This window comes from Parafrankia sp. Ea1.12 (genome assembly GCF_900465275.1).
GTDB lineage: Bacteria > Actinomycetota > Actinomycetes > Frankiales > Frankiaceae > Parafrankia > Parafrankia soli.
The window spans coordinates 1-415 of the sequence record NZ_UBIZ01000433.1 but is presented as its reverse complement, the minus strand read 5'-3'; the positions used below and the strand labels follow the sequence as shown (position 1 = coordinate 415).

At 65.3% G+C, this 415-nt stretch carries 1 protein-coding gene; it reads right to left on the bottom strand.

Annotated features, from left to right (window positions below):
* On the bottom strand, window positions 1-415 hold a 415-nt coding region (locus FMEAI12_RS25405; protein WP_255565736.1), incomplete at both ends, for a reverse transcriptase domain-containing protein.

Genomic DNA, 415 nt, shown 5'->3' with positions numbered 1-415 from the left:
CGCCGTTCTCGATGACTCCCGCGCTCAGCCATTTCTGGACCAGGCGCAGGATCCGTTTGTCCGCGATCCGGTGCTCAAGGAACTTGACCAGCCATTGATGACTGAGGCTGGAAAAGAAATCCCGGATGTCCAGGTCGAGCACCCAGCCCACCTTCTTCCGCTGGATCCCGACCGCGAGCGCGTCGAGCGCCATGTGCTGGCTACGCCCTGGCCGGAACCCGTACGAGAAGCCGAGGAAGTCCTCCTCGTAGATGGCGTTCAGCACCTCGACGACCGCCCGCTGGACAATCTTGTCCTCCAGCGTGGCGATACCGAGCGGCCGCAGCCGCCCGTCCGCCTTCGGGATGTACACCCTCCGCGAGGGACTCGCCCGGTAACGCCCCGAGTGGATCCGGGCGTGCAGGTCCCGCAGGTT